Source organism: Veillonella sp. ZSJB6, from assembly GCF_051549505.1.
Lineage (GTDB): Bacteria > Bacillota > Negativicutes > Veillonellales > Veillonellaceae > Veillonella.
Genome location: NZ_JBPUGE010000057.1, coordinates 1 through 270 on the forward strand (window position 1 = coordinate 1; position 270 = coordinate 270).

General features: G+C 37.0%; 1 protein-coding gene. It reads left to right on the plus strand.

From position 1 onward, the window contains the following. Window positions 1-3: 3 nt before the first annotated feature. The coding region (locus ACSV5T_RS09880; RefSeq protein WP_438321001.1) for a type I restriction endonuclease subunit R, EcoR124 family at window positions 4-270 on the plus strand (267 nt) is incomplete at its 3' end.

Below are 270 nucleotides of genomic sequence, written 5' to 3' on the forward strand. Positions count from 1 at the left end.
GGTTTGATTTATCCAAGTTACCAAGAATCCAAAAAAAGATTCAAGCAAGCATATGGTAAGTTAAAAGAGGTTTCATCCATGGAATCCATTGATGAACAGACGCCACTTGAAATCCGTATCGAGTACGTCAAAGCATTTCAAGAATTGAATCGTGCGTATGAATCGTTAGTGACTTATGATGATTACAATGATGACATGGTGCAATCTTCAACTTTGAACAATCAAATTCAACTTTTGGAAGAACAAATTGGCGTGTACGAGACCGTGAAG